Origin of the sequence: Rhizobium sp. IY2 (assembly GCF_047532935.1) — a bacterium.
GTDB lineage: Bacteria > Pseudomonadota > Alphaproteobacteria > Rhizobiales > Rhizobiaceae > Rhizobium > Rhizobium anhuiense.
In genome coordinates this window covers 261,950-286,349 of record NZ_JBLKNU010000008.1, presented here as the reverse complement: position 1 = coordinate 286,349, position 24,400 = coordinate 261,950, and the positions used below count along the sequence as shown (strand labels likewise).

Below are 24,400 nucleotides of genomic sequence, written 5' to 3'. Positions count from 1 at the left end.
GCTGACGTCGAGTGGCTCAGCTAATCGCGAGCGGCTCAGGCAGGAATAGCCAGGCGCTGCGGCTTGGCCGCATTGCGCTTCTCCGGCCGGAAGTCGGCGACGTCGATGCCGTCTTTGCCGATGGTGACGGCGCTGCCGTCCGGAATTTCCGCCCAGGCGTCGACATCATCGTTCAACGGCTCGGAGACGAGGCAATAACCGGCGCTGACGGGTGAGGCATAGAGCGTCGGCGCCTTGCGATCGGTGGCATAACGGATCGCATAGAGCGTGCTGCCATCGGAGAAGGCAGCGGTAAAGCGCAGCAGGATCGAGCCGATGACACTTTCGGCAAGGTTCTCGACGACACCGATCATGTGAGCCATCGCGGCGACCGGCGCCTCGCGCAGACCGAACTGCAGCGCCAGCAGGAACATCAGTTCGGAATCGGTCGTGCCGCCGCGGGCATTGAACAGATCGTCGTCGAGCATCGCCTCCATCGGCCGGCGCAGCCGCTCGAAGCCGGAAATCTGGCCGTTATGCATGAAGGACCAGGTGTCATGGGTGAAGGGGTGGCAATTGTCGCGGCGCGTGCCGCCGCCGGTCGCAGCGCGGACATGGGCGAGAAAGAGCGGCGAACGGATCTGGCGCGCCAGGCTCTTCAGATTGCAATCCGACCAGGCCGGCAGGATATCGCGGTAACGGCCGGGCTCGGGCCGGTCACCATACCAGGCGATGCCGAAGCCATCGCCATTGGTCGCCGTCTTGGCGCGGGTGGCGCAATGGGACTGCTCGATCAGGGAATGGGCAGGCGAGGATACCAGTTCCTCGAGATAGAGAGGGTCTCCACGATAGGCTGCCCAGCGACACATGGCTTTCTTGCTCCGGAACCCGCCGCCGCACCGGCGGGAATACTCTAAATTGTCTGATCTCGCGGCTAATAACAGCTTAACGCGCCGCCGGTTTGCAAGCGCAAGATGACAGTTTCGTGGCGTCCGGCATCTTCAAATTCTGCGAAACACTATGTTCTCTCGTGAACATCCGCATTGCCCAGGGTTGCGTCCTATGTAGAATTTCTTCTTGCATCTGTGAAGAATCAGCCTAACTTTAAGTCATCAGCAACAGAACGAAAGGAAGGTGATCCAATGTCTAATGAGATTTCGGACCTCGTAACGGGCATGGAAGAGGTGAAGAAGGCGAGGCAGCCCTCGCTCTAATCCCCGCCTTCCTGGGGCTGCATAGACAGTCCAGGCCAGTTCGAGGCCAAACTCATGGAAAGGGTCGCTGAGGCGACCCTTTTTTAATGCCCGGATTTCAAATTGACGGAATTTCGAAATTCCATTACTCATAAAGTCATCGGATGACTTTATGAGTAATGGAATGCGGGCACTCAGCAAGACCAATCTCGCCGATGAGGCGATCGAGGCGATTCGCGGCGACATTCTCGGCAAACGCTGGGCGGTCGGCGAGAAACTGCCGAATGAAGCCTCGCTGTCAGCCATGCTGTCCGTCAGCCGCGGCACGGTGCGCGAGGCAGTGCGCGTTCTCGTCTCGCAGGGTTATCTCGAAACCCGCCAGGGCTCGGGAACTTATGTCCGTTCGACCCGCGATGCCGGCCGGCCGCTGACGATGGCACGGCGCGCCAGCCTGCGCGACCAATTCGAGGCGCGATGCGCACTCGACGTCGAGGCAGCCCGTCTGACGGCGATCCGCAAGACCCCGGAAACGGTGGCCGAGCTGCGCAGGCTGCTTGCCGAACGCGGCAATTACGATGGCGGCAACCAGGCCGCCTTCATCGAACGCGACCTCGCCTTCCACAAGGCCGTCATCGCCGCTTCCGGCAACCGGGCGATGATCGAGATCTATGATTTCTTCTCGGCCTCGATTGCCGACACCATCGCGGCAACGCTCGGCAAGGATATTCCGGAACCCGATATGCAGGCGCATGCCAATATCGTCGACGCCATCGAGACCGGCGATCCCGACAAAGCGGACGTGGCGGTGCGTCGTTTCATGGCGCCGGTTCTTGCCGCACTCGACCGGATGATCCTGTCATGAACACGCCTTTCAACCATGCTGCCAGCACGCTCGAGGCGGCCGACGAACTGCTGATCGACGCCGAGACCGGCAGCCTTCCGCCGCCGCAGGCAACGTCGAAGCGGGGAGCTGCGGGTCGTTTCCTGCTCGGCGCATGCCTGGTGCTGATCGCCTTCAACCTGCGCCCGGTCTTTTCGAGCGCCTCGGCGCTGCTGCCGGAAATCCGCTCGGAACTCGGCCTCAGCGCGCTGGGCGCCAGCCTGCTGACGACGCTTCCGGTCGTCTGCCTCGGCGCCTTTTCGCCGCTTGCGCCTCGTCTTGCCCAGCGCCTCGGGACTGAGCGCACGCTGCTCGGCGTTCTGCTGCTTCTCGCGCTCGGCACTGCATTGCGCGGGCTTTCCTCCGTGCCGCTGCTCTTCATCGGCACGGCCCTTGCGGGCGCCTGTATCGCTGTCGGCAACGTGCTGCTGCCGGGGCTGGTGAAGCGGGATTTCGCCGGGCGCGCCGCGCTGATGACCGGTTTCTACACGATGGCGCTTTGCGCCGGTGCGGCAAGTGCGGCCGGGCTGACGCTGCCGATCGAGCATGGATTGGGCGGGTCTCTCGCGGGCGCGCTCGCCATCTGGGCGCTGCCCGCCCTGATCGTCAGCCTGCTCTGGCTGCCCGAGGTTCTTCGCAGCGGCCGGCAGGCAAGACGAAATGGCTTCCACGTCAAAGGCCTCTGGCGCGACCGGCTCGCCTGGCAGGTCACGCTGTTCATGGGGCTGCAATCGGCACTTGCCTATTGCGTCTTCGGCTGGCTGGTTCCGATCTTGCGCGAACGCGGACTCGACGGCGTCACCGCCGGGGCGATCGTTTCCCTGTCGGTGATGGTGCAGGCCGCATCCTGCCTGATCGTGCCGCATATCGCGGTGCGCGGCCGCGACCAGCGGCTGATCAATGCGAGCCTCTGCGGCGTCGCCGTCACCGCCCTGCTCGGCCTGCTCTTTGCGCCGCTGTCGACAGTCTGGCTGTGGGCAGTGCTGCAGGGCATCGGTCAGGGTGGGCTGATCGCGGCGGCCATGACGACGATCGTGCTGCGCTCGCGCGATCCCGATGTCGCCGCCCATCTTTCCGGCATGGCGCAATGCGTCGGTTACCTGCTTGCCGCCATCGGCCCACTCATCGTCGGTCTCATCCGCGGCTGGACCGGAAGTTTTTCCTGGTGCGCCGCCCTCTTCGTCGCGCTCGGGCTCGGCGCGGCGATCAACGGCTGGAAGGCCGGCCGGGCAATCGAAGTGAACGTCCATGCGGTCGAGAAGACAGGCTGAGCCACACGCTCAGCTCACTCGTTCACCGGTTCGTTCATTGGTTCATTCACTGGCCCATCACCATCTCTTGATGCCCGTCGCCGGCCGCGGATGCTACGCTATCTCAGCCTCTCATTCCCATCGCCGGAGGAGACATCTTGCGCATCCGAACCCTGTTTCTGCTTGCCGCGCTTGCGGCAATGCTGGCTCCTGCCTTGTCTCATGCGCAGGAAAGCGGTCAGCCGAGGGCCAATATCCAGAGCGGCGCGCGCGACGGCGTGCTGAAGCTGCTGCCGGCCGATTCCGTCACCGAGCACGAGCTGACGATCGGCGGCCGGAAAATCGCCTATACCGCCACCGCCGGCACGCTTGCACTCTTCGGCCAGGACGGCGCGCAGACCGGCGCGATCTTCTACACTGCCTATGTCGCTGGGGATGGCGGGGCGAACCGGCCTCTGACCTTCGCCTTCAATGGTGGGCCGGGTGCGGCTTCCGCCTTCCTGCATCTCGGGCTGGTCGGGCCTGAAGTGCTCGATTTCGGGCCGGATGGACGCGACGGCGCCAATGCGAAACTCGTCGACAACAAGCAGAGCTGGCTCGATTTCACCGATCTCGTGCTGATCGATCCGATCGGCACCGGCTGGAGCCGGACGGTCAAGGCGGACGACGCCTCCAACTATTACAACGTCAATGCCGATGCTGAGAGCATCGCCAAGGCGATCGCGCTCTATGTCGCGCACAACAACCGCTCCAACTCGCCGAAATATCTTCTCGGTGAAAGCTATGGCGGCTTCCGCGCCGCCAAGGTCGCCTCGGCGCTGCAGGAAAGCCAGGGCATCATCGTCGCCGGCGCGGTGATGCTTTCTCCCTTGCTCGAAGGCCAGCTGATGTTCAATGCCGACCAGTTCGCGCTTGGTGCCGCCCTGGAGCTACCGTCGCTGGCGGCCGCCGAACTCGACCGGCATAAGGCTTTCGACGAAGAGAAGCAGAAGCAGGCCGAGACCTTCGCGCTCGGCGACTATCTGACGACGCTGGCCGGACCGCCGCCGACGGGCGCCGAGGCCGCCGCCTTCTATGGCAGGGTCGCCAAGCTGACGGGCATTCCCGAGGATATCGTCACCCGCAACCGCGGCTTCCTCGGCAATTCCTTCGTCAAACATTCCGACGCGGGCAGTGGCGAGGTGATGAGCGCCTACGACGCCTCCTTTGCAGCCCCCGATCCCTACCCGGAATCGGACTACGATCGCGGCGACGACGCCATCCTCGATGGCTTCACCCGCGCCTATGGCGGCGCCTTTGCCGATTACGCCCGCAACCAACTCGGCTTCAGGACGGAGATGACCTATACGCTGCTCGAAGGCGAGATCAGCCGGCGCTGGGAATGGGGCGGAGGACGCGGCGGCGGATCGCGCCTCCAGGCCAGCGCCACCGACGACATCCGGCAGCTGCTCGCCTCGAACCCGGCGTTCCATCTGCTGATCGCGCATGGCTACAGCGATCTGGTGACGCCCTACGGCGTCAGCCGCTATGTCGTCGATCATCTGCCGCCGTCGCTCGCCGGCGGCCGCGTCGGGCTGAAACTTTATCGCGGCGGCCATATGTTCTATACCAAAGCCGATCAGCGGGCCGCCTTCACGGCCGATGCCAAGGCCTTCTACGCCACACGGCCGGGCGCGCAGCCGGCGGACTGAAGCGTGGACGCGATCTTTCAGGTTCGCCTGCCACGCTTTGGTTCTTTGTTTATCGCATCTCATGATCGCAAAACCGCGGTACACTTTTGCGCGACATGCTTTGAGGAAGTAACCGATGCATATCACCGGGGGATGCCATTGCGGCGCAATCCGCTATCAGGCGGAGATCGATCCGGAGCGGATTTCGATCTGCCATTGCACCGATTGCCAGCGGCTGACCGGCTCGGCCTATCGCGTCACCGCACCGGCGCGGCCGGACAGTTTGACGCTCCTGTCGGGCGAACCGAGAGGCTACGCAAAATATGGCGACAGCGGCGGTCTCAGCCGGCAATTCTTCTGCCCGAATTGCGGATCGCCGCTTTACCGCACCGACGGCGAAGGCGGCGCGATCGGCATCCGCGTCGGCAGCATCGACCAGCGGCGGGAACTGACGCCCAAGAAACAGATATGGTGCCGCTCGGCCCTGGCAGGGGTGGAGAATATCGAGCACCTGCCGCGCTTCGAGGGCGAGGATTAAAGCGGCAGGACGCTTAGCCGGGAAACCAGAGCGCCTGTCTATTCCGGCCGCGGCATATCAGGCCAGCTGTCGGTGACGCCGGCCTGGACCGGACGTTCCAGATAGGTGGAAAGGGCGATATAGCTGCGAGTGCCGGTGACACCGGGAACGGCATGGATCTGCGCCACAAAAGCCTCCAAGTCCTGCGGGCCGGCCGTGCGGACCTTGAAGAGAACGCTGGCATCGCCGGCGACCGAATGCATCTCCTCGACCTCGGGAAACCGCAGGACCTGCATCAGCCGCTCGCTCTTGCCCCAGCCGGCCGCCTCCACATGCACGAAAGCAAGCAACGGTTTGCCAAGCGCGGCGCCATCCAGCGCGGCATGCACGCCTTTGATCGCGCCGGATTGCCGGAGACGGCGCACGCGCTCATGCACGGCCGGCGCCGACAGGCCGACCGCTTCGCCAAGCCTGGCATAACTCTGGCTGCTGTCGGTGGCGAGCGCCGCTAATATTTTTCGGTCGAAGACATCGATGGCCGGCTGCCGTGCACGTCTTTGCCGAAGATCCTCTGTATTTTTCGCCATTCGGTAAAATCCCCTTCTTGCCGAAAAATAATCGTCAATACTGGCATTCTTCAACAGAATATTCGGGGAGGCAAAATCGCATGGAGATGATCGAGCGCAATCCGGCAAGCGGGATCTATCCGGCGAGCCCCGACTATATCCATGCGCTGGAGGTCAGGCATCCCACGCGGCTGCTCTTCGTCAGCGGCACGATGGGTCTCGATCAAGAGGGAATGGCGGGCGTCGACCTGGACGGGCAATTGGAGCTCATCTGGTCCAATCTGCGCACCATCCTCGCCTCGGCTGATATGACCGTCGACAATATCGTGCGGCTGACGAGCTATCTGCGCGACGGTGCCTTTGTGGAGGCGAACCAGAATGCCCGCCTTCGGGCACTTGGCGGCCGTGCCCTACCGACCACAGCCATCATCGTCGAAACGCTCAGCGACGACTGGCTGGTCGAAATCGAGATCGTCGCTGCCGGCTGATTGAAAATTGGCCATCGCACCCGAAGATGCGATGGCCATGGTTTTCAGGCCGCCTGTTTCAACAGGCCTAGCGCCTCGGTCAGATTGACCTCGCCGCGGAAACCGCCGCTGCTTTTCGCCTCCTGCCGATGCTCGATCGCATGGGCAAAACGCACGGCCGGTTCCTGCTGCATGCGCTCATAGAGACGGTGCAGGCCAGGAAACTGTCGGCGTTCGACGACCTTGTGGAAATCGTTCCAGCGAGCGATCCCGACGAAATAGGCATCCGCCAGGCTCGGCCCGTTGCCGAGAAGCCATTCACGCGCATCGAGCAGACGCTCCAGCGTATGATGCGCCTTTTCGACCGCTGCGATGCCATAGGCGGTGAGGGCCTGCTTTTGCTGCGGCTCCAGCGGGTGTTCGAACGCATACCAGAGCGGGCCGAAGGCCTTGAAGAAGGTGGTGTTGAGAAAGGCGAGCATCTGGTTCAGACGATCGAAATCCTCCGACCCCTGCGCAAAGCCCAGACCGTTGCCGATCGCTCGAGCGCCGATATGGTGGAGGATCGCCATGCTTTCGCTGATCGTCCTGCCATCATCGAGCAGCAGCGACGGCGTTTCGCCGACTGCGTTGATCCTGACGTAGTCATCGGTGGAGACCATTTCCGGCATCTCGACGCGGCAGAGCCGATAAGGCAGGCCCGACCATTCCAGTGCGACGATCGAGCCGAAGGAGCAGCCTTCCGGCACGCCGTAAAACAATATGGGTGACATCAATCGTTCCTTTCAGAATTGACCCGTTTTTGACATGATCAATGTGCTGATGTGGACGATCTTGCGATAGAGGCTATAAATGCATCGCAATGTCTACATTGATGGAAGATGATCATGGCGCTTTTCAACCTCAACGATCTTCATCTCTTCGTGCAGGCCGTCGACAGCGGCAGTTTTACCGCCGCGGCCAGGCATCTCGGCATTCCGAAATCTACGGTGAGCAAACGGGTTGCCGAGTTGGAAGCGCGCCTCGGCGTCCGGCTGATCCAGCGCACGTCGCGCAGCTTCGCGCTGACCGAGCTCGGCCGGGAATTCTTTCAGCATGCCCAGGCCTCGATCATCGAGGCGGAGATGGCCGAGGGCATCGTGCGGCGGCATCTGGCCGAACCGGCCGGCAGCGTTCGTCTCACCGCCTCGGTGCCGACGGCGCAGTTTACCTTGACGGAACATCTGCCGGCGCTGGCGGCACGCTATCCGAAGCTCCGGCTTTCCGTGCATGTAACCGACCGTTTCGTCGATATCGTGCAGGAAGGCTTCGATATCGCGCTGCGCAGCCACCGCGGGCCGCTGCCGGATTCGGCGCTGGTGCAGCGCAAGCTCGCCAGCCACCCTTTCCTCATTCTCGCTTCGCCGGATTATATCAGCACGCACGGGCAACCGCGCCGGCCGGAGGAACTGGCGGAGCACGCAACGATCATGACCAGCCTGACCGAAAATCAGTGGCGGCTCTACACCGATCACGGCGATGAGGCGCTGGTCTCGCTGCAATCCGTCATGGCGGCGGATGAGCCCTATGTCCTGATGGAAACGGCCGCTGCCGGGCTTGGCATTACCTGCCTGCCGACATCCGTCTGCCGGAAGGCGCTGGCAGACGGGCGGCTGGTGCGGGTGCTGCCGGAATGGACGGCTGGCAGTATCGAGACGACGATCCTGATGCCGCACCGGCGCGGCCAGCTGCCGGCAGTGCGCGCCGTCGTCGATTTCCTGGCGGAACAGCTCGGCGGCTAGAGCCGCTTCGCACTTTTCCTGGGATTGCCGTGATCTTTTATCCTTCCGCAATCCCGGACGGAAAACCGTTTCACACTTTTCCTGGGATTGCTTTGGCGATCAAGCCGCCTTGGCGGCGTGATATTCCTTGATGGCGACCATCTTGAGCGCCGGATAACGCTCGGACTCATAAAGCAGCGAGAAACCGTCCTACGCGAGGAACACAGACCGCCGACGAGCCGTCTTCCGGCGAGACTGTAAGTCGCTGCTCGCTCCCGAGGTCACTTTAGCTTCTTCTTATCCCAACTTACCTTTCTTATCACAACCAGAAGACTGTCTTGTGTTTTCGACTATCCGTGACGCCGCGGGTACTCGGCAGATACGGATGCGATGTATTCCGCCGTGAACACACAGAAAAAGGCGCAACGCGGCTCAATATCGCTTTGCTTGTAGCTCAAACTGTCTAAGTGCATTTCAGATGAATTTGCAGTATATATAAAGTTGAGAAGAAATTCTCGCGTGGGCACGAGGGGTTGTCGCCAGTCTTTCTTAGATTTATTCCGAACCTTACCAACTATCTCTTGTATTTTTTGAGAAAGTAAGCTTTGTAGTTGTTTTCAACCTCTCGATTGGGACTTTGGTCTTAATACACACATGGACTTTGGTCTTAATGCCCTCAAGCTGAAATGGACTAGTGCTCTCGATCGCCGAGACAGCGGCAGTCAATTGAGCGCCGTAAGTTCAATGCGCAAGGGGTAGACCCGGGCGGGTGCATTTTTGCACCTAAGGATTGTATCCCTCCTCTTAATGCGATCCAATCTGAGGGAGAATCTCCATGGCACTCGACATCACGACCCAAGACATCATCATCGATGAAACCGCCGGTCTGACCGACGACGATATCAGCCCCTCTGCTCCGCCGCACGTCGGCAACACCACGCTGCAATATCTGTTGGGTCTCGACGCTGCGGGCGGGCTAGCCTCACCGGAGGTCGCCTACCAGAGCAACTTCGTGGTCGCATCGGCGAGCGCTGGAGAAACCATCACCTCGGTCGTTCTCACACAGAATTCTTCCGGGACCCCGTTTTCCACCACAGTCGGCGTCAACAGCGGCATCCGGACGGTGGATGGCAATTATGTCTGGCTGTTCCAGGATCCGACGCATCCAAACGTCGTGATCGGCGTCATTGGTACTGCCAACCCGCTCGCCGAACCCGCCGAGACCGGGCCGCTTGCCTTCTCGCTCGCACTGATCAGCACCAGCGCCACCAATGCGGACCTCTATACGGTTCAATACGTGCCCTTGCTCCATACCGATGCGACCAACCCCGACGACCGCATCGATCTGACCAACAAGGTATTCGCCTCGGTCACCGGAACGTCGGTGGTGAATTTCAGCCAGCTTGACGACGCCCCGTCCGGACACAACAACTGGTATATTCTCGACGCCGATGCAGCGAGTCCGCAGAAGATTCTCGTCACGGCTCACGACGCCGGCGTGCAAGCGGAAGTCAATGTCAGCACGCAAGGCTTCGGTGTCGCATCGCAAGACGTCCGCTTCGGCCGCGAGCTTCAAATCGACTTGATCACCGGCGGCACCCAGAGCGCGGGCAAAGACTTTACCGACACGCCAACCGCGCCTGACTACGGCTCTCACCTCGAGAACGTCTCCAGCGCGGGTTTTACGATCTCGCAGTCCACGCCGACCGACAGCCTGGCTGACATCGAGATCCATGCCTATAACAACAACGACAATGTTGAAGGCGCGGCGTTCCCCGGTGACGACAATGATACCGAGATCAATATCACCGGCGTGACCTTCAAACTGAACGGCGTCGCAACGACTGCCGCGGCGCTCGGCATCACCGTCAACCTCACCGGCAATGGCCTGATCCTGGAGAATGTCGGCGAGGGCGTGACGATCGATTTCACCACCGCGGGCGGGGCTGGCGGAACCTTTGACCGCTTTACCATCGCGAATATCGACACCGAGCATGACTTTTTCGATGTCAAGGAAGTGCATTATGGCGGTGAGGTCAGCAACGCTTATAACGAAGAGGTCGGCTCCTTCATCAACTTCGACGACGACGGACCGACGATGACGGCAACCGGCGTCCCCCCGGAGCTGACGGTCGACGAGACCAACCTGGCCGGCAACGACAGCGCCGACTTCTCGACCTTCTTCACCTCCAATGCCGGTGCAGATGGCGACGACATCACCTATGCGCTCGGCATCAACCAGGTCACCAATGTCAGCGGTCTCACCGACACCGAAACCGGCCAGTCCGTCCTGCTCTTCATCGAAGGCGGCAACGTCGTCGGCCGTGCCGGCTCGGCTGCTGGTGCGATCGTCTTCACCGTCAGCGTCAGCGCTGCCGGCGTCGTCACCCTCGACCAGGCCCGGGCGGTCGTTCACGCCGACGCCACCAACCCGGACGATAGCAGGACCTTGGCTGCCGCCGACCTCGTCACTCTGACGGCGACCATCACCGACGGTGATGGCGATCAGGCCACAGCCACCCACAATATCGGCCAGAACTTCAACTTCGAGGATGACGGACCGACGATCACGGCAACCGGCGTCCCCCCGGAGCTGACGGTCGACGAGACCAACCTGGCCGGCAACGACAGCGCCGACTTCTCGACCTTCTTCACCTCCAATGCCGGTGCAGATGGCGACGACATCACCTATGCGCTCGGCATCAACCAGGTCACCAATGTCAGCGGTCTCACCGACACCGAAACCGGCCAGTCCGTCCTGCTCTTCATCGAAGGCGGCAACGTCGTCGGCCGTGCCGGCTCGGCTGCTGGTGCGATCGTCTTCACCGTCAGCGTCAGCGCTGCCGGCGTCGTCACCCTCGACCAGGCCCGGGCGGTCGTTCACGCCGACGCCACCAACCCGGACGATAGCAGGACCTTGGCTGCCGCCGACCTCGTCACTCTGACGGCGACCATCACCGACGGCGATGGCGATCAGGCCACAGCCACCCACAATATCGGCCAGAACTTCAACTTCGAGGATGACGGACCGACGATCACCGTGCCGTTCGATGGCAACCCCGCTATCACGGGCATCCAGCATGAGACCCTGGCGAATGTGCTCAACGCATCGGCCAGCGGAGCCTTCGGCTACAACATCGGCGCGGATGTTCACACGGCCGCATTCTACACCGGCGGCGGTTCCGACTTCGTCGATCAGAATGGCGCGGCCGGCGTCCAGATCGGACTGACCGGCACGATCACCGGCGGCGGCGGAGGCAACCTCCTCACCTCGAATGTGACGCTTGCGTCGGAGAACCTCACCTCCGCGACGTTCAACTTCACCTTCACCTATGACAAGGACCCGGCGGCGGGCGTCCAGACGGGCACCGCAGGAGGCACCCTGGTCTTCGACAAGGTCGCCGACACCTATACCATCAACCTGACCGACCCGCTCGAAGGCTTCACCTTCGACGTTCTCCACACCAGCGAGCTCTTGTCCAAGGAGCCCACGGGCAATACCGGCCATCCGCAGATCGTGGTGGAACGGCTGCAGGCGGACGACCCGAACACGGCTGCCGATGAAGACTTCTACGTGCAGTTCACGGGCAACGCGATCGGCAGATCCAACCCGTTCCGCCTGACGAACAATGGCGAAGGCACATCGGCCGACGCCACCTTCACCATCGGTGGCCACGAGATGGTCAGCAACAACAATGAGACGTGGGTGTCTGCGACGCAGAGCACCAACGGTGTCGCCGGCGACACGATCCAGAAAGACGAACTGCTCACATTGCGGTTCTTCAACAGCAATGTCGGCATTGCCAACGAGGCCACCGCCCCGACAGCGACCGCCGGCACCATGGCCATCAAGTTCGACGGCATCGGCAACAGCGAGGACCTGATGCTGATCCTCAACCTGATCGACATGAACGGCGCCGACAACATCGCCGGCACTGCGGACGACAACGCGACGATCACGCGGGCCATGTATGTGTCGAATGCCGACATCTACAGGACGGGTCAGGTGCCGGCCCCGTACAATAGCGAGTTCACGCTCGACAATAATGACGGCCTCGTGATCGTCGAGCAGAACGACTACAACGCCGCCGGCGAAGACTACGTGCTGCAGGGTGTCCAGATCATGCAGTCGGGCAACGGGATCACCGGCAACAATACGGCGATCGACCTGAACAGGACGACCGGCTCTGGCGGCGGCAGCAATGCGACCACCAGTCTGGTGAACTTCGACGCCACCGATAACGACGTGCTGAAGATCACGGATATCGGCTTCACCTCGACGGTGACCGAGACGCCGAATGCCAATCTCGACTTCGCCTTCCAGGTGGCGGACGCGGATGGGGACCAGACAGCGATGCAGCACATCCTTGTCGACGTCGCCTGACACTTGAGCAAACGGGGGCAGCCGAGGCTGCCCCCGTACTGTCTTTGCATGCTGTGTAATCTCGTACACCAGAGACATAGTGATGAAAACAAACCAACAGCCCCCTGCCCTGCAGGTGGTGATGAAAGAAGCCAGACGCGCCATCCGGCCGCTGGTCTGGTTCAGCGCCGGCATCAACGTGCTGATGCTGACCGGGGCGCTTTATATGCTGCAGGTCTACCACCGCGTCTTGTCCAGCCACAGCCTGGAGACCTTGCTGATGCTGTCGCTGATGGCGGCGGCGGCCCTGGCGACAATGGCGGGGCTGGAGGTGGTGCGCGGGCGTCTTCTGGCAACCGTCGGATCGTGGATGAACGCGCGCCTGGCGCCGGTTCTCCTGACCGCATCGGTGGAATATGCCGCCACGGCGCCCGGCCAGGCCAATGCCCGGCCGCTGCGCGACCTCGACCAGGTGCGGAATTTCTTCACCAGCCCGAGCATCTTCCCTATCCTTGACGCACCTTGGGCGCCGCTGTTTTTCGCCGCCATATTCTTCATGCACCCTTGGCTGGGCTGGCTGGCGCTGTGCGGCGGGATCGTCCTGTTTGCGTTGGCGTTGCTCAACGAATACCTCACACGCAAGCCGTTGACCGAGGCTGCAAGCGCGCAGTCGCGGGCATACGTCCAGGCCGAGGCGGCAATCCGAAACGCCGAGGTCGTGCAGGCAATGGGCATGTTGAAGCCACTGCTGGAGGGTTGGAAGGTCCAGCAGGACGAGGCAAACAAAGGACAGGTTCTTGCTGCCAACCGTGGCGGCGTCATCGCAGCCCTCGCCCGTTGCCACCGGCTGGCCCTGCAAATGGCCATACTGGGCCTTGGGGCTTATCTCGTCCTTCGGAACCAGGCTTCACCCGGGATCATGATTTCCGCCTCAATCCTGATGGGCCGCGCATTGTCCCCGGTCGAACAAGCGATCGGAACATGGAAGGCGACGGTCGGAGCGCGCGCCGCCTACAAGCGTCTCACCGCCGTCGCCGGGCAGCACCCGGAGGCCACGCCGGTTCTGCCACTACCGCGACCGAAAGGCAGGTTCGAGGCCGACAATATCGTGCTTGGCCGGCAGGGCGGCGAGCCTATCCTGAAAGGCATCAGCTTCCACCTCGAGCCGGGTGAAGCAATGGCGCTGATCGGCCAGAGCGCGGCCGGCAAGACGAGTCTGGCGCGAATACTGGCCGGTGCCTGGCGCCCATCCGGAGGGCGTGCCTTGCTCGACGGCATGGACGTTGCCCAATGGGCAGCGGAGGACCGTGGTCATTATGTCGGTTATCTGCCGCAGGACATCGAGCTCTTCGCCGGCACCGTCTCCGAAAACATCTGCCGTTTCGCAAAGCTCAGCCCGGTGGTCTTCGACAAGGTGGTCAAAGCCGCGCAGCTGGCGGGCGTTCACGAACTGATCAAAGGACTGCCGAAGGGTTACCTCACCGAGATCGGCGAATCCGGCGCGGTCCTCTCAGGCGGGCAGCGCCAACGCATCGGGTTGGCGCGGGCGCTTTACGACGACCCGGCCCTCATCATCCTGGACGAGCCCAATTCCAACCTCGACCGCGACGGTGAGGAGGCGTTGATCGCAGCCCTCGGCACGGTCAAGGCGGCGGGCACGACCGTTATCCTGATCGCGCACCGACCGAACATCATGGAGACGGTCGACAAAATACTCGTGCTCAACCGAGGCCAACAGGACCTCTTCGGCCCACGCGACTATGTCTTCAATGAACTCGCCGCGCGGGTCCGCAAGGTCACCCAGATGCCGACCATCGTGGCGAAATAGGCATGAAAATGAAAACAGACATGAAGGACATGAAGGTCGTCCCCTTACCCGTTTCGCCACCCGCTGCGCCGGTACCGTTGCGTCTTGCGGGCGTGACCTTCGCCGGATTCGCGATCATGTTCCTGTTCTTCGGCGGGGCCCTGGGTTGGGCAGCGCTTGCACCGCTGGACAGCGCCGCAGTGGCGCCTGGCGTCATCAAGGTTGCCGGCGACCGCAAGCTCATCCAGCACCTCGAGGGCGGCATCATCGCGGAGTTGAATGCCGCCAACGGCGATATCGTCGAGACGGGTAAGGTCCTCATCCACCTCGACAGCACACAGGCAAAGGCGAAGCTTGATCTGATCCAGAACCGGATAGCAACGCGCGAGGCGCTGGCAGCTCGCCTCAAGGCCGAGCGTGATGGCAAGGCCGAGATCGAGTATGATCCCGCCTTGCTCGCAAACTCCGCCAAAGCGGCAAAGGATGCGGTGGCCTCACAGCGTGACGTCTTCGCGGCAAAGCACCACAATTTGCAGGACGAGCGGGAAATTCTCAGCCAGCGCCGTCGCCAGACCGCGGAAGAGATCACCGGACTGGAGGAACTTATCATCACCGAGGACAAGCAGATCGAGGCGCTCGAGGGCGAAACCAAAGACCTCGACAGTCTGCTCAAGCGGGGGTTGGTCACGCGCGAACGGAACCTGCTGCTCAAACGGCAACAGCGGGAGATCGAGGGAGAGCGCGCCACCAACGTCGCGGCCATCGCTCGCGCCAAAAGCGCCATGGCCGAGATCGACATGCAAAGCTTGAACCTCGGCACGGTGCGGCTCAACGAGGCCGTCGAGGAGTTGAGCAAGGTCGAGGCGGAGTTGTTCGACCTCAGACAGGAGGAACGTACCGCCAGGGACGTGCTTGCCCGCACCAATGTGGTCGCACCCGTTGACGGCATCATCATGGACCTGAAGGTCCACACGGCGGGCGGTGTCGTGAAACCCGGCGAGACACTGATGACGGTCGTGCCGCTCGGGCAGCAGCTCGTGGTCGAGGCCATGGTCAGACCGGAGGACGTCGAGACGATCGCTCCCGGCCAGGCCGCGCGCGTCAGTTTCCCGGCCTTTGCCCGCTACAACCTCCCGCCACTCGACGGCGTCGTGGAGATCATCTCGGCTGACCGGATGGTGGAGGAGCGCAGCGGCGCGCCCTATTTCGCCGCGACCGTCCTGATCGACAAGAGCGAACTCGCCAAGCTGGAGGGCCGCAAGCTGCTGCCCGGCATGTCGAGCGAGGCGATGATCCGGACGGGCGCCCGCACCGTGCTTGCTTATCTGGCTGAACCGATCACCCAGAACTTCCGCCGGGCGCTGCGGGAAAAATAGCCCCAGGCCGCCAACCGATCACGCCGCCTTTGCGGCGTGATATTCCTTGATGGCGACCATCTTGATCGCCGGATAACGCTCGGATTCATAACGCAGCGAGAAACCGTCCTGGGCGAGGAAGACCGGATCGCCGTCGAGATCGCGGGCGATGTCGCCGCGCTTGACAGTGAGGAACTTGTCGAGATCGGCCGGCTGCTCGGCCGAGATCCAGCGGCAGACGGAGAAACGCGACATTTCAAAGGAGACCGGCAGGCCGTATTCGGCCATCAGCCGCTCCTTCAGCACGTCGAGCTGCAGGGCGCCGACGACGCCGACGATCGCCGGCGAGCCGTCTTCCGGCGAAAACAGCTGGACGACGCCTTCCTCGGCCATCTGCTGCAGGGCTTCCTTGAGCTTTTTTGCCTTCATCGCGTCTTCCAGGCGCACGCGGCGCAGAATCTCAGGCGAGAAGTTCGGCACGCCCTGGAAGACCAGGGATTCGCCTTCGGTCAGCGTATCGCCGATCCGGAGCGTGCCGTGGTTGGGAATGCCGACGACGTCACCGGCATAGGCGGTGTCGGCGAGCTGGCGCTGCGAGGCGAAGAAGAATTGCGGCGCCGTCAGGCCAAGCTGCTTGCCGGTGCGGGCGAGCCTGGCCTTCATGCCGCGCTCGAGCTTGCCGGAGCAGATGCGGGCAAAGGCGATGCGGTCGCGATGGTTGGGGTCCATGTTGGCCTGGATCTTGAAGACGAAGGCCGTCATCTTGTCGTCGGTCGCATGCACGGTCCTGGTATCGGCGACCTGGTCACGCGGCGGCGGCGCGAAATCGCCGAGCGCATTGATGAGGTCGCGAACGCCGTAATTGCGCAACGCCGAACCGAAGAAGACCGGCGTCATATGGCCTTCCAGGAAGGCCTGGCGGTCGAAGGGGCGGCAGGCCTCGATCGCGAGCTCCGTCTCCTCGACGAATGCCTGGCGCTCGTTTTCCGGCAACCGGCCAGCCACGCTCTGCGGGCCGTTGACCGGCGTTCCCTCGATTTCGGTATCCGACCCGCGCACCGTGTTGGCGGCAATATTGTAGGAACCGCAGAAGGTCTTCGAGCGGCCGACCGGCCAGGTGATCGGCGCCGTATCCAGCGCCAGCTTCTCTTCCACCTCGTCGAGGATCTCGAAGGGATCGCGGCTTTCGCGGTCCATCTTGTTGATGAAGGTGATGATCGGGATATCGCGCATGCGGCAGACTTCGAAAAGCTTCAGCGTGCGCGGCTCGATACCCTTGGCGGCATCGATGACCATGACGGCGGCGTCGACGGCCGTCAGCGTGCGATAGGTGTCGTCGGCGAAATCCTCGTGACCCGGCGTGTCGAGGATGTTGAAGACATTATCATTATATTCGAAGGTCATCACCGAGGTGACGACGGAGATGCCGCGTTCGCGCTCGATCTTCATCCAGTCGGAGCGCGTCTGCATGCGATCCTTCTTGGCCTTGACTTCGCCGGCAAGCTGAATGGCGCCGCCGAACAGCAGCAACTTTTCGGTGAGCGTCGTCTTACCCGCGTCCGGGTGGGCGATAATAGCGAATGTGCGGCGGCGGGAGACCGCCTCGGCGAGACTTTCGGCCATAATGTGAATCCTGTGGAATTGCCGCTTAACTAGCGACTAAAGCCCGGCTTTGCAATTGACCTTGCCCGCGCAGGCGCAAAGTAATGGGCCATGACCATTCATCACGATATAAGACCGACGCTGAACCTCATCCGCTTGGCCAACGGCGAAGGCCTCGACCTGCCTGCCTATGAAAGCAGGGGAGCGGCCGGCATGGACCTGCGCGCCGCCGTCGACGAGGCGGCCCCGCTGACGCTTCTGCCCGGCAAACGGGCGCTGGTGCCGACCGGCTTCATCTTCGAGATTCCCGAGCATTTCGAGGGACAGGTGCGGCCGCGCTCCGGCCTGGCCTTCAAAAACGGCATCACCTGCCTGAATTCGCCGGGTACCGTCGACAGCGACTATCGCGGCGAGGTGAAAGTGCTGCTCGCCAATCTCGGCGAAGAGCCCTTCGTTATCGAGCGCGGTATGCGCATCGCCCAGATGGTGATCGCGCCGGTGACGCAGGCGCGGGTGGTGGAGATCACCGAGGCCAGCGAAACGCTGCGCGGCGCAGGCGGCTTCGGCTCCACCGGGGTGTGATGACCAGGCGCTTCGACAGCGCTGGCCTGACCTTCCGGCAGGATTATTTCGGCGATCCCGCCGGCTGGGCGGCGCTGGTCAACCTGCTTCAGGATATTTTCGGCATCGATATCGGGCCGCTGCAACAGCTCGGCGGACCCGATCCCTCCAGCATGCCTTTCGGCTGGTTTGACGGCGATGGCGAGCTTGCGGCGAATATCTCGGCCTTTGCGCTGCCCTTCGTCATTAACGGCAGGATCGTCCATGCCGCCGGGCTGCAATCAGGCGCCGTGCGGCCGCCATGGCGTGGCCGCGGGCTCTATCGCGACGTGACGGTAAAGGCGCTCGACTGGTGCGAACGGCAGGGTTTTGAAGCCGTCATCCTCTATACCGACAAGCCGTCTCTCTACGAACCCTATGGTTTCCGCGCGATACCGCTGCACCGATACGAGGGAGCGGCGCCCGCCCCTTCGGCATCAGCCGCACCCGCCCGGCTGCTTGCGCCGACGCATGCGGATGATCTTGCACTGCTGCACTCGCTGCTGAAAAGACGAAGCCCGGTTTCGACGTCGCTCGGTGTCACCGTCAATGCGGCGATGTTTCTGATCAATACCCAGCTCGATCCCGATATCCGCCTCAGCTTCCTGGAAGACCGGCAGGCGGCCATCGCCTGGAAGATCGACGAGACGGGCCGCTTCCGTCTTCTCGACGTGGTGGCGGCGGAGATGCCGTCGCTCGCAGCAATCCTCGGCGGGCTGGAGATCGCGCCTGCCGCCGTCGAGGTGCTTTTCTGTCCCGACAGGCTCGGCTGGGCAGGCGTCCCGCAACCGTTGGAAAGCGGCACGAGGCTGATGCTGCGCGGGCTTGGCGATACTATCCCGAATTTCCCGGCGATGCTGTCGCCGATGGCGGATTTTTAGAGCAGCTCCAGCAAAGGGACCGGTTCTGTCGACGTTTACTTTTTCCGGGAAAGCGGCGGCAGGCGGCGTTTGACCGGTGAGGCCTTGATCATCGAGGTGTTGGTTTCTGCCCTTTCGGCAACCCGGTCGAGCAGGCCGTCGAGCTCCGCCATCGAGCGGATGACCAGGCGGGCGATGAAGCAATCCTCACCGGTCACCTTGTCGCATTCGACGATTTCGGGAATGTCCTGGATGATGCGCTCGACGATGTGCAGCTGCCCCGGCAACGGACGCACGCGCACGATCGCCTGCAGGGGATAACCGACGGCGGCGGGATCGAGATCGATGGTGAAAGCCTTGATGACGCCGCGCTCCTCCAGCCGGCGCAGGCGCTCGGCGGCACTCGGCGAGGACAGGCCGACCTGCTGCGCCAGCTCCTTCAGCGAGATTCGAGCATTGCCGGCCAGCGCTTCGAGGATGGCCTGATCGACCTCGTCGAGCGATTGCACATCATTAGCCATGGCGATCCACTTTCCTATGATGATTAGGCGATATCGATCATCTTCCTTTTTATCCTTATATAATGTCGCTTCCGGCCGCAATATTATCATGCCATCAAAGGCGGAGGTTATCATGGGTAGCGACATCAGACGGGGCACGGTGGAAATGACGGCAGCGATGCTGATCTCGGGGACGATCGGCTGGTTCGTCGTCATGTCGGGACAGCCCGTCAGCGGCGTGGTCTTCTGGCGCTGCCTGTTCGGCGCGCTCACCTTGCTTGTCATCTGCGGCGCTCTCGGGCTGCTGCGGCCCGGTATCATCACGCTGCGCGCCTTCGGCATCGCCATTTTCGGCGGCGTCGCCATCGTTTTGAATTGGCTGTTGCTGTTTGCCTCCTATTCGCATGCGACGATCTCGATCGCGACGACTGTTTATAACACCCAGCCTTTCATGCTGCTGGTGCTCGGTGCGCTCTTCCTCGGCGAGAAGATCACCGCCACCAAGCTGTTCTGGCTGACGCTCGCCTTCGCCGGCATGATTGCCATCGTCGAGGCAAAACCGGAGGCGGGCGGAGCGATATCGGAGGGCTACGGCCTCGGCATCCTGATGGCGCTCGGCGCCGCCTTCTTCTACGCGCTGGCAGCGCTGGCCGCGAAATGGCTCAAAGGCACGCCGCCGCATCTGATCGCGCTTATCCAGGTCGCCACCGGCATGCTGATGCTGGCGCCGATGACCGACTTTTCAAATCCGCCGCAGGATGTCGGCGGCTGGGCGATCCTCGTCACCGTCGGCGTCGTCCATACCGGGCTGATGTATGTGCTGCTCTACGGCGCGATCCAGAGGCTGCCGACGCATCTCACCGGCGCGCTGTCCTTCATCTATCCGATCGCCGCAATCCTCGTCGACCGGCTGGCTTTCGGCCACGCGCTGCAGCCGATGCAGATCGCCGGTGCGGCGATCATCCTGCTTGCCGCCGCCGGCATGAATCTCGGCTGGACGCCGCGCTGGCTGCGGCCGCGGGCGCTCGAGGGCTGAGAGCCGGGCGTCCCGACAGCGACGGCTGAGACGTCCGGTTGCCGATGTTACCTCTGCGGGCGTGTCGTTTCGAACAGGAACCAGGTGCGGCGCTCGCCCTCGTCGATCCAGTTCTCTATCAGGCTGGCGGTCGCGACGTCATTATGCTCGTCGCAAAGGCCATGCACCTCGCGCAGCAGCGAAACGAGCTGCGCATTGTCCTCGCGCAATTCCGACAACATGTCTTCGGGCGTAACGAAATCGGCGTCATTGTCCGAAAGGCGCTGCTGGCGGGCGATCTGGCCAATGGAGCGCAGCGTCGTGCCGCCGATCTTGCGGGCACGTTCGGCAATGTCGTCGGTCATGGCGAAGATCTGTTCGGCCTGTTCGTCGAGCAGCAGATGATAGTCGCGAAAATGCGGGCCGGACATGTGCCAGTGGAAATTCTTGGTCTTCAGATAGAGCGTGAAGACATCGGCAAGCAGGGCGGTCAGCGCCGCCGAAATATCGGTAATGGCGTTGGTCGACAGGCTGGACGGCGTCTTGAGCGGCGAAAGCCTGCGGGTTTCGGCTGAGCTGGGGGACATTCATTTTCTCCTTGGTGATGAAAATCTCCGCGGCGTTGCGCTCCCTTTCGGGAGGCGCGGAGGACGCTGATCGCGCATTTGCAGAGGGAGAGATAGCAAGGGGGGGTCGCTTTCCAAGTAGATGATGGTTCAGCAGACCTATTCTTTATGGTTATGGACAGATCAGCGCCAAAGCATTGATGAGGGCGCAGCGCTTGCCTATAGAGGGCGGCAGAAGCCCTGTGGGTTAAGAAGATGAGCCTCACCGTCCTGATCACCTATGCCGGAGCGCTGTTCATCGCCGCGGCCATTCCCGGACCTGGGATCACCGCGATCGTCGCACGCGCGCTCGGCTCGAATTTCCGCGAGACCTTCTTCATGGGCCTCGGCCTGGTGCTCGGCGACATGACCTATCTCACCGCGGTCATTCTCGGCCTCGCCTTCGTGGCGCAGACCTTCACCGAGGTGTTCATCGCCATCAAGATCGCCGGCGCCCTCTATCTCGGCTACATCGCCTGGAAGCTCTGGACGGCGGGATTGCTGCCGCAGGATATCGCGGCGCGCAAATCCACCAATATCGGCCTGTCCTTCCTCTCCGGCCTGCTGGTGACGCTCGGCAATCCGAAGACGATGCTGTTTTATGTCGCCCTGGTGCCGACGCTGATCGATATCGGCCATATCGGCTTGTCAGACTATGCGCTCCTGCTCACTGTTACCTTCGTGGTGCTGATCGTCGTGCTGGTGCCCTATATGCTGCTTGCCTCGCGAGCCCGGACGATGCTGAGAGAGCCGCGGGCCTTGCAGGCGCTGAACCGGGTTGCGGCCGGTATTCTGGCGGGCACGGCGGCCTTCATCGCCACGCGGGCTGCCTGAAATAAACATTCGGCAAGAAGCGGTTTTCAAAGGTTATTTTCTCCGCGGACCGCATCTCCAGGCCGAACGCGCTCTGGCCTAGACCGGCCTTTGACCCTATTCTCCCCTCGATTCCAGGGGCAGGATTTCAAAGGGAGAGCACCCATGTCGCACAAACCCGGCCGCGGCCGCATCTATTCCTCGATCACCGAAACCATCGGCGATACGCCGCTCGTGCGCTTCGACAAGCTGGCGCGGGAAAAAGGCGTCGTGGCGAACCTGATCGGCAAGCTCGAATTCTTCAACCCGATCGCCTCGGTCAAGGACCGCATCGGCGTCGCGATGATCGAGGGCCTCGAAGCGCAAGGCAAGATTACTCCCGGCAAGACGGTGCTGATCGAGCCGACCTCCGGCAACACAGGCATCGCGCTTGCCTTTGCCGCCGCCGCCAAGGGTTATCGGCTGATCCTCACCATGCCGGAAACGATGTCGGTCGAGCGCCGCAAGATGCTGGCGCTGCTCGGCGCCGAACTGGTGCTGACCGAGGGCCCGAAGGGCATGAAGGGCGCCATCGCCAAGGCCGAGGAACTGGCGTCGTCGCTGCCCGATGCCGTCATTCCACAGCAGTTCGAAAACCCGGCCAATCCGGAGATCCACCGCAAGACGACGGCCGAGGAAATCTGGAACGATACCGACGGCACGGTCGACATCGTCGTCTCCGGCATCGGCACCGGCGGCACGATCACCGGCGTCGGACAGGTGCTGAAGAGCCGCAAGCCCGAGATCAAGATCATCGCCGTCGAACCCGCCGACTCGCCGATCCTGTCCGGCGGCAACCCCGGCCCGCACAAGATCCAGGGCATCGGCGCCGGCTTTGCGCCGAAGATCCTCGATACCGGCATCTATGACGAGGTCGTCACCGTCACCAATGACGAAGCCTTCGAACAGGCGCGCCTCGTCGCCCGGCTCGAAGGCGTGCCGGTCGGCATCTCCTCGGGTGCGGCACTGACGGCGGCGATCAAGGTCGGCGTCCGTCCCGAGAACGCCGGCAAGAACATCGTCATCATCATCCCCTCCTTCGCCGAGCGTTATCTCTCGACGGCGCTGTTTGAGGGGCTGGGGAGCTGAGGCAGAGCTTGGCCGGGCATTCATCTTCTTACGTGGCGCGGCGCTTCGGTCATGCTCGGGCTTGTTCTGCAGCCCGGTTGATATCCAGCGGATCCTCGCATCAGGCTACGGCAGTCCGGTTTGCGCCGAATGACTGCCCCTCACCCTAACCCTCTCCCCGTAAACGGGGCGAGGGGACGTGCCCTGAGAGGCGGGAGAGGAACGGAGAGGTTACGGCTATCCCCCTTCGCCCCGCGAGCGGGGAGAAGGTGGCGGCAACCGGATGAGGGGCTGGCCTCGGCAATCTCCTTGACCGAGGTGTCGAAGATGACCACACCGATCATTTTCGGTTGGCCCTCTGAGGCGGCTGCGTTCCAATCGTAATGGCATCAAGACCACGGCGAGAAGTCATGCAAGGGATCGAATTATCACGCGGTTTCTATACTGATATCGTTCGGCCCTGGTTGAGCGAGGCTGCGCCAGAGCTCCGCTATTCCGCCGCACTGATCGGCTATGGTTCGGAGCTCATCGGTTTTGACGACGAGGTTTCCAAGGACCACAATTGGGGGCCACGCGTCCACATCCTCCTGAGCCGAGATGATTTCGGCAATTGTGCACGGCGATTGGTCGATGAATTTTCCAAATTTGCGCCGGCTGACTATCTTGGAGAACCTATCGGCTGGCGCAGCCGACCACATCCGGCGTCAAATAGCGTCGAGGCAGCCGGAGCGCTTGAACACGGACTGGAATTTCATACGCTCGAAGCGCTACTGGAAGGCCACTTCGCCGTTCGGTCGGTGGAAAACCTCAACGCGCTTCAATGGCTGGGCTTCGCAGAGCAAAAGCTTCTCGCCTTCACATCAGGCGCCGTCTTTCATGATGACGACAGCCGCTTGAGCCAGGCCCGTGATCGCCTGGGATATTTCCCAGAAGACGTGTGGCTCTACAAGATTGCGTGTCAGTGGCGGCGCATCGCTGAAGAGCAGGCATTTGTCGGTCGCGCGGGGCAAGTCGGAGACGACCTGGGTTCGCGGGTCATCGCCGCGCGGCTGGTGCGGGACGTGATGAGAATGGGGTTCCTGCTCGAGCGCCGGTACGCCCCCTATTCGAAATGGCTCGGCAGCAGCTTTGCCAGGCTCCCGATCGCAGAGGCGCTCTCACCCCACCTGAAGCGGGCCTTACATTCGAATGCATGGACGGAGCGAGAGGACGCGCTCGCTTGGGCTTACCTGGAATTGGCGCACAGGCAAAATGCGATCGGCATCGCCTCCTTCGAGCCAATCGTGGGTCCATACCACGACCGGCCATTTACGACCATCAACGCTGACGATGCGGTAGAGACCACGTGTTCAGCGATAGCGGACGCGTCGATCAGACAGTTGCCGATTGTCGGCTCTTTGGATCAGGTCAGCGACCTTACGCCCTTGCTTGAAGACGCCAAGCTCTCTCAAAGGATGATGAGCCAGTTACGCAGTTGATCGCTCTGTCATT

Annotated in this window: 21 protein-coding genes; 15 read left to right on the top strand and 6 right to left on the bottom strand. The window is 62.3% G+C overall.

Annotated features, from left to right (window positions below; genetic code table 11):
• Window positions 1–35: 35 nt before the first annotated feature.
• Entirely contained in the window at window positions 36–848 is an 813-nt protein-coding gene (locus ACMUVN_RS23720; RefSeq protein ID WP_097543211.1) for a class II glutamine amidotransferase, read from the bottom strand.
• A 508-nt stretch (window positions 849–1,356) separates the two neighbouring features.
• Between ACMUVN_RS23720 and ACMUVN_RS23715 the strand changes: the two genes are divergently transcribed.
• The 4 genes from ACMUVN_RS23715 (at window position 1,357) to ACMUVN_RS23700 (ending at window position 5,510) form a co-directional block, all read left to right on the top strand.
• Window positions 1,357–2,034 carry a FadR/GntR family transcriptional regulator gene (locus tag ACMUVN_RS23715; protein ID WP_097543210.1) on the top strand — a complete coding sequence of 226 codons (678 nt, stop codon included), beginning with the start codon at window positions 1,357–1,359 and terminating at the stop codon, window positions 2,032–2,034.
• Window positions 2,031–3,323 carry a CynX/NimT family MFS transporter gene (locus ACMUVN_RS23710; RefSeq protein ID WP_047617244.1) on the top strand — a complete coding sequence of 431 codons (1,293 nt, stop codon included), beginning with the start codon at window positions 2,031–2,033 and terminating at the stop codon, window positions 3,321–3,323. The genes ACMUVN_RS23715 and ACMUVN_RS23710 overlap by 4 nt, the downstream gene beginning before the upstream one ends.
• Window positions 3,324–3,460: 137 nt before the next feature.
• Window positions 3,461–4,993: a S10 family peptidase gene (locus tag ACMUVN_RS23705; RefSeq protein ID WP_414815506.1), complete on the top strand. Its 1,533-nt coding sequence runs from the start codon at window positions 3,461–3,463 to the stop codon at window positions 4,991–4,993.
• 115 nt (window positions 4,994–5,108) lie between these two features.
• Complete coding sequence (locus ACMUVN_RS23700; RefSeq protein WP_028757635.1) at window positions 5,109–5,510, top strand: GFA family protein; 402 nt, start codon at window positions 5,109–5,111, stop codon at window positions 5,508–5,510.
• Between the two features lie 38 nt (window positions 5,511–5,548).
• On the opposite strand, the gene ACMUVN_RS23695 is transcribed toward ACMUVN_RS23700, so the two are convergent.
• Window positions 5,549–6,130 (bottom strand): AsnC family transcriptional regulator, encoded by a 582-nt coding sequence (locus tag ACMUVN_RS23695; RefSeq protein WP_028757634.1) that lies wholly within the window; start codon window positions 6,128–6,130, stop codon window positions 5,549–5,551.
• A 26-nt stretch (window positions 6,131–6,156) separates the two neighbouring features.
• Here ACMUVN_RS23695 and ACMUVN_RS23690 point away from each other — a divergent pair, with 26 nt between their 5' ends.
• The gene (locus ACMUVN_RS23690) at window positions 6,157–6,543 is read left to right on the top strand and encodes a Rid family hydrolase (RefSeq protein WP_028757633.1); all 387 of its coding nucleotides are present in this window, start codon (window positions 6,157–6,159) and stop codon (window positions 6,541–6,543) included.
• 44 nt (window positions 6,544–6,587) lie between these two features.
• Here ACMUVN_RS23690 and ACMUVN_RS23685 read toward each other — a convergent pair whose 3' ends face one another.
• A complete protein-coding gene (locus tag ACMUVN_RS23685; RefSeq protein WP_127431556.1) occupies window positions 6,588–7,295 on the bottom strand; it encodes a glutathione S-transferase family protein in 708 nt (235 codons plus the stop codon).
• 114 nt (window positions 7,296–7,409) lie between these two features.
• Here ACMUVN_RS23685 and ACMUVN_RS23680 point away from each other — a divergent pair, with 114 nt between their 5' ends.
• From ACMUVN_RS23680 to ACMUVN_RS23665, 4 genes are all read left to right on the top strand, one after another.
• A complete protein-coding gene (locus ACMUVN_RS23680) occupies window positions 7,410–8,303 on the top strand; it encodes a LysR substrate-binding domain-containing protein (protein ID WP_047617297.1) in 894 nt (297 codons plus the stop codon).
• Between the two features lie 814 nt (window positions 8,304–9,117).
• Window positions 9,118–12,666 (top strand): DUF5801 repeats-in-toxin domain-containing protein, encoded by a 3,549-nt coding sequence (locus tag ACMUVN_RS23675; protein WP_414815505.1) that lies wholly within the window; start codon window positions 9,118–9,120, stop codon window positions 12,664–12,666.
• 82 nt (window positions 12,667–12,748) lie between these two features.
• On the top strand, window positions 12,749–14,473 hold the full coding sequence (locus ACMUVN_RS23670) for a type I secretion system permease/ATPase (protein ID WP_063474800.1): 1,725 nt from the start codon (window positions 12,749–12,751) through the stop codon (window positions 14,471–14,473).
• A 2-nt stretch (window positions 14,474–14,475) separates the two neighbouring features.
• Complete coding sequence (locus ACMUVN_RS23665) at window positions 14,476–15,828, top strand: HlyD family type I secretion periplasmic adaptor subunit (protein ID WP_245434858.1); 1,353 nt, start codon at window positions 14,476–14,478, stop codon at window positions 15,826–15,828.
• 18 nt (window positions 15,829–15,846) lie between these two features.
• Here the strand turns inward: ACMUVN_RS23665 and ACMUVN_RS23660 are convergent, their stop codons facing one another.
• The gene (locus tag ACMUVN_RS23660) at window positions 15,847–17,430 is read right to left on the bottom strand and encodes a peptide chain release factor 3 (RefSeq protein WP_132573759.1); all 1,584 of its coding nucleotides are present in this window, start codon (window positions 17,428–17,430) and stop codon (window positions 15,847–15,849) included.
• 90 nt (window positions 17,431–17,520) lie between these two features.
• Here ACMUVN_RS23660 and dut point away from each other — a divergent pair, with 90 nt between their 5' ends.
• Both dut and ACMUVN_RS23650 read left to right on the top strand, forming a co-directional pair.
• The gene (gene dut, locus ACMUVN_RS23655; protein ID WP_414815504.1) at window positions 17,521–17,991 is read left to right on the top strand and encodes a dUTP diphosphatase; all 471 of its coding nucleotides are present in this window, start codon (window positions 17,521–17,523) and stop codon (window positions 17,989–17,991) included.
• Window positions 17,991–18,890 (top strand): GNAT family N-acetyltransferase, encoded by a 900-nt coding sequence (locus tag ACMUVN_RS23650; RefSeq protein WP_414815503.1) that lies wholly within the window; start codon window positions 17,991–17,993, stop codon window positions 18,888–18,890. The genes dut and ACMUVN_RS23650 overlap by 1 nt, the downstream gene beginning before the upstream one ends.
• A 35-nt stretch (window positions 18,891–18,925) precedes the next feature.
• Here the strand turns inward: ACMUVN_RS23650 and ACMUVN_RS23645 are convergent, their stop codons facing one another.
• Entirely contained in the window at window positions 18,926–19,390 is a 465-nt protein-coding gene (locus ACMUVN_RS23645; RefSeq protein WP_028757687.1) for an Lrp/AsnC family transcriptional regulator, read from the bottom strand.
• A 112-nt stretch (window positions 19,391–19,502) separates the two neighbouring features.
• Between ACMUVN_RS23645 and ACMUVN_RS23640 the strand changes: the two genes are divergently transcribed.
• A complete protein-coding gene (locus ACMUVN_RS23640; RefSeq protein WP_028757397.1) occupies window positions 19,503–20,405 on the top strand; it encodes a DMT family transporter in 903 nt (300 codons plus the stop codon).
• Between the two features lie 47 nt (window positions 20,406–20,452).
• Here the strand turns inward: ACMUVN_RS23640 and ACMUVN_RS23635 are convergent, their stop codons facing one another.
• On the bottom strand, window positions 20,453–20,971 hold the full coding sequence (locus ACMUVN_RS23635) for a Dps family protein (RefSeq protein ID WP_028757396.1): 519 nt from the start codon (window positions 20,969–20,971) through the stop codon (window positions 20,453–20,455).
• A 234-nt stretch (window positions 20,972–21,205) separates the two neighbouring features.
• Here ACMUVN_RS23635 and ACMUVN_RS23630 point away from each other — a divergent pair, with 234 nt between their 5' ends.
• From ACMUVN_RS23630 to ACMUVN_RS23620, 3 genes are all read left to right on the top strand, one after another.
• Window positions 21,206–21,823, top strand: coding sequence for a LysE family translocator (locus ACMUVN_RS23630; protein WP_414815502.1), 618 nt, complete (start codon window positions 21,206–21,208; stop codon window positions 21,821–21,823).
• A gap of 144 nt (window positions 21,824–21,967) precedes the next feature.
• On the top strand, window positions 21,968–22,930 hold the full coding sequence (gene cysK, locus ACMUVN_RS23625; RefSeq protein WP_097617054.1) for a cysteine synthase A: 963 nt from the start codon (window positions 21,968–21,970) through the stop codon (window positions 22,928–22,930).
• Window positions 22,931–23,319: 389 nt separating this feature from the next.
• Entirely contained in the window at window positions 23,320–24,387 is a 1,068-nt protein-coding gene (locus tag ACMUVN_RS23620; protein ID WP_028757394.1) for a DUF4037 domain-containing protein, read from the top strand.
• The last annotated feature ends 13 nt before the right edge of the window (window positions 24,388–24,400 follow it).